The organism is Pseudonocardia sp. McavD-2-B (genome assembly GCF_024124365.1).
Taxonomy (GTDB): Bacteria; Actinomycetota; Actinomycetes; order Mycobacteriales; family Pseudonocardiaceae; genus Pseudonocardia; species Pseudonocardia alni.
Genome location: NZ_JAMXSG010000307.1, coordinates 1 through 6,366, shown reverse-complemented (window position 1 = coordinate 6,366; position 6,366 = coordinate 1). Strand labels below are relative to the sequence as shown.

The window sequence follows — 6,366 nt, the reverse complement described above, 5'->3', positions numbered from 1 at the left end:
AGCTGCCCGCGCTGCTCGCCGCCCGCGGGCTCGGCGGCGCCGACGTGGTCGTCTCCGGGCTGCCGTGGGCGGCCTACCCGCGCGTCGAGCCGTGGCTGACCGACGTCGTCGCCGGCTGCCTGCACCCCGATGGCGCCCTGACCCAGTTCGGCTACTCGGTGACCCGGTCGCTGCCGCCCGCCCGCCGGCTCCGGCGGCGGCTCGCCGCGGCGTTCGAGGAGGTCGTGCACGGCCGCGCGGTGCTCGCCAACGTCCCGCCCGCGTTCGTCCTCACCGCCCGCCGTCCGCGGCCGCCCCGGGGCTGACCTGGCCCGTCACCGCCGGGGAGGTCCCGGGCCCGCCCACCGGGCGGCGACGGTGCGGCCCCCGGCTACCCTGATCCGCGCCCCGCAGCCCGGTCGGCGTCGACGCGCGGACCTGCCGGGGATCGCCGGTTCCCGCCCGGGAACGACCCACGGACCAGGGGAGACGTGTGTCGCAGACCCAGCTCGTGTCGCCCGAGACCCGCCCGCTGCGCGCGTGGCAGCGCAGCGCACTCGCCCGCTACCTCGCGACCTCGCCGCGGGACTTCCTCGCGGTCGCGACCCCGGGCGCGGGCAAGACGACCTTCGCCCTGCGCGTCGCCTCGGAGCTGCTGCGCGACCGGGTCGTCGACGCGATCACCGTCGTCACCCCGACCGAGCACCTGAAGTACCAGTGGGCCGAGTCGGCCGCGGCCGCCGGCGTCGCGCTCGACCCGGAGTTCCGCAACTCCGCGGGCGGTACCTCGCGGGACTACCAGGGCATCGCGATCACCTACGCCGGCGTCGCCGCGCACCCGATGCTGCACCGCAACCGCACCGAGAACCGCCGGATGCTGGTGATCCTCGACGAGATCCACCACGCGGGCGACGCCAAGAGCTGGGGCGAGGGCGTCTACGAGGCGTTCGAGCCCGCCACCCGCCGCCTTGCCCTGACCGGGACGCCGTTCCGCTCCGACGACAACCCGATCCCGTTCGTCGAGTACGTCCCCGACGCCGAGGGCGCCCCGCGCAGCCGGGCCGACCACCAGTACGGCTACGCCGAGGCGCTCGCCGACAACGTGGTCCGGCCGGTCGTCTTCCTGGCCTACTCCGGTACGTCGAACTGGCGCACCAGCGCGGGCGAGGAGATCTCGGCCCGGCTGGGGGAGCCGCTGACCCGCGAGCAGACCGCGATGGCCTGGCGCACCGCGCTGGACCCGTCCGGGGACTGGATGCCCGCGGTGCTCGCCGCGGCCGACCGCCGCCTGCAGAGCCACCGCGACGGCGGCATGCCCGACGCGGGAGGCCTCGTCATCGCCACCGACCAGACGGCCGCCCGTGCCTACGCCGCGCTGCTCACCGGCATCACCGGGGTCCGGCCCGCGGTCGTCCTGTCCGACGAGGCGGGCGGCTCGGACCGGATCGCGGAGTTCTCCCGCTCCACCGAGCGGTGGATGGTCGCGGTCCGGATGGTGTCCGAGGGTGTCGACGTGCCGCGCCTCGCCGTCGGCGTCTACGCCACCAGCGCCTCGACCCCGCTGTACTTCGCCCAGGCCATCGGCCGGTTCGTGCGGTCGCGGCGGCAGGGCGAGACCGCGTCGGTGTTCGTCCCCAGCGTCCCGGTGCTGCTCGGCCTGGCCAGCGAGCTGGAGGCCCAGCGCGACCACGTCCTCGGCAAGCCGCAGCGGCCCGAGGAGGTCTGGAACGACGCCGAGCTCAACGAGGCCAACACGGTCAAGGACGAGCCCGGCGAGCAGGAGAAGGCGTTCACCTCCCTCGGCGCCGACGCCGAGCTGGACCAGCTGATCTACGAGGGCGCCACCTACTCCGCCGACGAGGAGGACTACCTCGGGCTGCCCGGGCTGCTGGAGCCCGACCAGGTGCGCACCCTGCTGTCCCAGCGGCAGGCCGACTGGATCGCGAAGGGCTCGCCGCGCACGGGCGCCCAGGCCCGCGCCACCCCGGCGACCGAGCCCACCCCGCCGCCGGCCGCCGAGCGCGGGCAGAGCGTGCGGGAGCGGCTGCAGACGCTGCGCAAGGAGCTCAACACCCTGGTCGCGCTGCACAACCACAAGACCCGCAAGCCGCACGGGAAGATCCATAACGAGCTGCGGGCGCACTGCGGCGGCCCGCCGGTGGCGATGGCGACCATCGAGCAGCTCGAGGAACGCATCGCGACCCTGCGGTCCTGGCGCTGAGAGCCGCCCTGGCGGGCCGCCGTGTCGCCGGCGGGCCGGAGGACGACGCCGCCCGTGCGGGCGCGGTGGGGGCCGGCCCGGCACCGTCGCCGGGACCGGAGAGCCACCACGGCCGGCACGCGGTGATCCACTCCGCGCGCGCTGATCCGCTCGGGGCGCGCGTCCGGACACGCGCGGACCGCGGATCAGCGCGCGAGCTCCGGATCACCGTGCGGACGTCGCGCCGCCGGAGCGGTCAGGACGGGGCGGACCGATCCCGGACGTACGTGGCGGGAACGGGGACGGGTTCGTCGCCGTCGCGGGACCGCAGGGCCACCGCGGCGACGACCAGCGCGATCCCCACGGCCTCCAGCGGCCCCGGCAGCTGACCGAGCACGACGAGCCCGACCAGCGTCGCGGTGGCGGGCAGCAGCGCCAGCAGGACCGCGAATCGGGCCTGCCCGACCCGGCGCAGCACGACCTGGTCCAGCACGTAGGGGATCACCGAGCTGAGCACACCCAGCCCGACGGACAGGCCGAGCACCACCGGATCGGCGAGCGGCGCGAGGTTCGCGAGCCCGAACCCGGTCGCGGCACCCGTACCCCCGGTGAACAGCAGCGGGACCAGGACGACGGCGGCCACGGTGAACCCGGTCGCCAGGTCGTCGATGCCGGAACCGGCCCGCGCGACCCGCTTGCCCAGCACGATGTAGGCCGCCCACATCGCCGCCGCGCCCAGCGCCCACAGCACCCCGGCGGGACTGCCGGACCAGCGCACGTCGGCGATGAGGAGCACGCCCGCCGCGGCGAGGCCGACCGCGCCGACGTCGCGGAACCGGCGCGAGGCGAGCGCCGCGACCACGACCGGGCCGGTGAACTCGACCGCCACCGCGGTGCCGAGCGGCAGCCGCGCGATCGCCTCGTAGTAGGCGACGTTCATCAGCGCCGTGGCCAGCCCGAACGTCCCCGCGCGGACGAGCCGGACGCCGCGCCACGAGTCGCGGCCGGGGCGGCGCCACGCCAGCAGGACCAGCGCGGCACCGATGAGGCGCAGCTCGGCGACCGCCGACGGCGCGAGCCGGTCGAACAGCCCGACGGCCAGCGCGGCCCCCACGTACATCGAGGTCCCACCGGCCAGGAACAGCAACGGAGCGGGAACACGATCGGGCGACGGGCGGGGACTCACCCGGCCACCGTAGACCGCGACACACCGTATTTACCGTGGCGCGCTTGCACGTCGGGCGAGTTGCCCGCATGATTCACACGCAGTCAACTTCATACGCAACCGGTCACCGCGGGTACATCGCGGCGCCACCGAACCGTGCGGCGCACGCCACACGTGACGGACGTCGCGACGCATCCCGGGAACACGTGCAGGGGCCTCGAGCGTCTGTACAGGTGTGGGCGAACCGCTCGTGCGGTCGTCACAGTGATACGGCGGCGAGCGCCCGAAGCCCGCCGCCGCGACGGAGGGAGACCGCTATGCAGCCCGAAACGCTGACCCGGCCCGAACTGACCCTTGCCGACCGTTGCGACCGCTGCGGTGCGGCTGCCAAGGTGCGCGCGATCCTGCCCTCCGGTGGGGAACTCCTGTTCTGCAACCACCACGGCAACGCCCACGCCGCCAAGCTGCGTGAGTCCGGGGTGCAGGTGCAGACCGGGGAGTGACACCCGGGGCGCCACCCGCGCCCCCACACAGACCCTCGAACGGGGCGGGGATCCGATCGGATCCCCGCCCCGTTCGGTATGTCCGGGGGTGCTCAGGACACCGGTGCGAGCGGCTCCGGGCCGGTGCCCGGGGCCCCGCGTGCCCCGGCCGGCCGCGACGGCGCCGGGTCGGCGGGCAGCGGGGTGGCGCCGGTGACGATGTCGGCGGCCCGCTCGGCCACCACCACCACCGGGCCGTAGGTGTTGGCGTTGGGCACGTCCGGGAAGATCGACGCGTCGACGACCCGCAGACCCTCGGTGCCGTGCACGCGCAGCGTCGACGGGTCCACGACGGCGTCGGCGTCGGTACCCATCCGCGCGGTGCTGGTCGGGTGCAGCCCGTTCTGGGCGCGCCGGGACACCCAGGCGAGGATCTCGGCGTCGGAGCGGACACCCTCGCCGGGGAAGGTCTCCCCGGCGTCGAGGCCCGCGAACGCCGGCTGGGTGAGGATCTCCCGGGCCAGGCCGACGGCCTCCACCCAGCGACGCCGGTCGCCGTCGGTGACCAGGTAGTTCTGCACCAGGCGCGGTGGGACGGCGGTGTCGCGGGACACCGCCCGCACCGTCCCGCGGACGTCGCCCGCCATCACCGAGACGTGCATCTCGTAGCCGTGCCCGACCGGCGGGACGTCCGGCGCGAAGCGCATCGCGACCGGCGCGAACAGCATCATGACGTCGGGGATGCCCCCGGCCATCGAGGTGGAGGCGAACCCGCCGATCTCGAAGTGGTTGCTGGCCCCGATCCCGGTGCCCGAGACGAGCCAGCGGGCCGCCGCGGCGGGCAGCCGGTGCGGGGCCCGGTGCGGGGCCAGCGAGATGGGCTGCGAGCAGGCGTGCTGCAGGTGCACCGCGAGGTGGTCCTGCAGGTTCGCGCCGACCCCGGGCAGCGCCACCCGGGTCTCGACGCCGATCCCGGCAAGGTGCTCCGGGTCGCCGAAGCCGGACACCTGGAGCAGTTGCGGGGTGGCGATGGAGCCGGCGGCGAGCAGGGTCTCGCCGGCGTCGACGTCGCGGAGGGTGCCGTCGGCGGCGCGGTAGCGGACGCCGATGACCCGGGTACCGCGGGCGTCGGTGCGCAGCGCGCGGACCAGGGCGCCGGTGCGGACGGTCAGGTTGGGCCGCGAGTCGGCGACCGGGTGCAGCCAGGCGTCGGTCGCCGAGAAGCGGCGCCCGCGCGAGATCGTGCGCTCGGTCCGGGAGAAGCCCTCCTGGACCGGGCCGTTCGTGGAGTCGAGCAGCGCGTGCCCGGCCTGCTGCGCCGCGGCCAGGAACGCCGCGTTCAGCGGGCCCGCGGCCGGGGCGCGCTCGAGGACCTGCGGCCCGTGACCGCCGTCGGTCAGCGGGGTGCCGCGCTCGGACATCCGCCGCTCCAGGCGGCGGAAGTAGGGCAGCAGGTGGGCCGAGCTCCACTGCTCGCAGCCGGGCAGGCGGGACCAGCGGTCGTAGTCGCCCGGGTGGGCCCGCTGGTAGACCATCCCGTTGATGCTGCTGCTGCCGCCCAGCACCTTCCCGCGCGGGACGGCGATCCGGCGCCCGGCCAGACCGGCCTCGGGTTCGGTGACGTAGCACCAGTCGTAGCGGGGGTTGCCCCACGCCTTCGACAGCGCGGCGGGCATCCGGATGATCGGGTCCCAGCGGTGGTCGGGCCGGCCCGCCTCGAGCATCAGCACCCGGCGCGTGGGCTCCTCGGTGAGCCGGGCGGCCAGCACCGCCCCCGCGGATCCCCCGCCGACGATGACGACGTCGTACCGGCCCATGCGCGCCCTCCACACCCACTGTCGGGATTGCCCTGTTCGAGGGAGCAACCCCCCTTGCGTGGATCACGGTACGCCGCGCCCACCGGCCGTCGCCGCCACCCCCGTAGGCTCGATGGTGTGACGACGACCGAGCGTGACGCCGAGGACGGAGCGGACCTCCGCGATGCCGCCGCGGACGACGCCGACGCCGCTTTGGCCGCCCTCGCCGCCCAGCTGGAGGCGTCGATCGCCGAGCTGTCCTCGGCCCGTGAACGGGTGGCCGAGCTGCAGGAGCTGCGCTCTCAGGGGTTGAGCTGGCGGGCGATCGTCCCGCGCGAGGCACGGCCGCTGATCGTGGAGACCCTCACCCGCACCCTCGACGGCCTGGGCGCCGTCGGTGGCCGGTTCCGCCGGGAGGAGGCCGTCGCGCTGCACGGCGAGGGCGAGACGATCGCCGGGATCGGCAGGCTGTTCGGGGTCAGCCGCCAGCGCGTGTCGGCCTACCTGCAGGAACACCAGCAGCTCCTCGAACGGTGTGCGGACCGCCAGGACCGGCCGGAAGCCTGACCCCGGGTCAGCCCTGGTCGTGCCTGCGGTGCCGCGCCTGCCGCTGGGCGGGCACTCGCGGCGCCACCGGCACCACGGGGGAGCGGCGGGCCGCCGGGATCAGCGCGGTGCGGTCGAGCGCGTCGGGCTGTTCCGGCACCGACGGCGGCGCGGCGCGCAGCTGCAGCCGGGCCAGCT

5 protein-coding genes and 1 pseudogene are annotated in these 6,366 nt (G+C 75.6%); 4 read left to right on the top strand and 2 right to left on the bottom strand.

Annotated elements, in window-relative coordinates; translation table 11 throughout:
* Together NH602_RS26725 and NH602_RS26720 are read left to right on the top strand one after the other, a co-directional pair.
* Positions 1-305 (top strand): annotated as a pseudogene (locus tag NH602_RS26725) (SAM-dependent methyltransferase); the annotation flags it as partial.
* A 167-nt stretch (positions 306-472) separates the two neighbouring features.
* Entirely contained in the window at positions 473-2,200 is a 1,728-nt protein-coding gene (locus tag NH602_RS26720; protein WP_073577043.1) for a DEAD/DEAH box helicase, read from the top strand.
* 235 nt (positions 2,201-2,435) lie between these two features.
* On the opposite strand, the gene NH602_RS26715 is transcribed toward NH602_RS26720, so the two are convergent.
* The gene (locus NH602_RS26715) at positions 2,436-3,299 is read right to left on the bottom strand and encodes a DMT family transporter (RefSeq protein WP_073577142.1); all 864 of its coding nucleotides are present in this window, start codon (positions 3,297-3,299) and stop codon (positions 2,436-2,438) included.
* Between the two features lie 362 nt (positions 3,300-3,661).
* Here NH602_RS26715 and NH602_RS26710 point away from each other — a divergent pair, with 362 nt between their 5' ends.
* Positions 3,662-3,847, top strand: a complete 186-nt coding sequence (locus NH602_RS26710) for a hypothetical protein (protein WP_062402550.1) — start codon at positions 3,662-3,664, stop codon at positions 3,845-3,847.
* A gap of 92 nt (positions 3,848-3,939) precedes the next feature.
* Here NH602_RS26710 and NH602_RS26705 read toward each other — a convergent pair whose 3' ends face one another.
* Entirely contained in the window at positions 3,940-5,643 is a 1,704-nt protein-coding gene (locus tag NH602_RS26705; RefSeq protein WP_073577042.1) for a choline dehydrogenase, read from the bottom strand.
* Positions 5,644-5,760: 117 nt separating this feature from the next.
* Between NH602_RS26705 and NH602_RS26700 the strand changes: the two genes are divergently transcribed.
* Positions 5,761-6,189 carry a hypothetical protein gene (locus tag NH602_RS26700; protein WP_179760268.1) on the top strand — a complete coding sequence of 143 codons (429 nt, stop codon included), beginning with the start codon at positions 5,761-5,763 and terminating at the stop codon, positions 6,187-6,189.
* Positions 6,190-6,366: the final 177 nt, after the last annotated feature.

What these genes read in the sequence shown, in the direction of transcription:
- NH602_RS26715 (WP_073577142.1), bottom strand. Translation starts at nt 3,299, where the DNA reads ATGTACGTGGGGGCCGCGCTGGCCGTCGGGCTGTTCGACCGGCTCGCG.
- NH602_RS26710 (WP_062402550.1), top strand. Translation starts at nt 3,662, where the DNA reads ATGCAGCCCGAAACGCTGACCCGGCCCGAACTGACCCTTGCCGACCGT.
- NH602_RS26705 (WP_073577042.1), bottom strand. Translation starts at nt 5,643, where the DNA reads ATGGGCCGGTACGACGTCGTCATCGTCGGCGGGGGATCCGCGGGGGCG.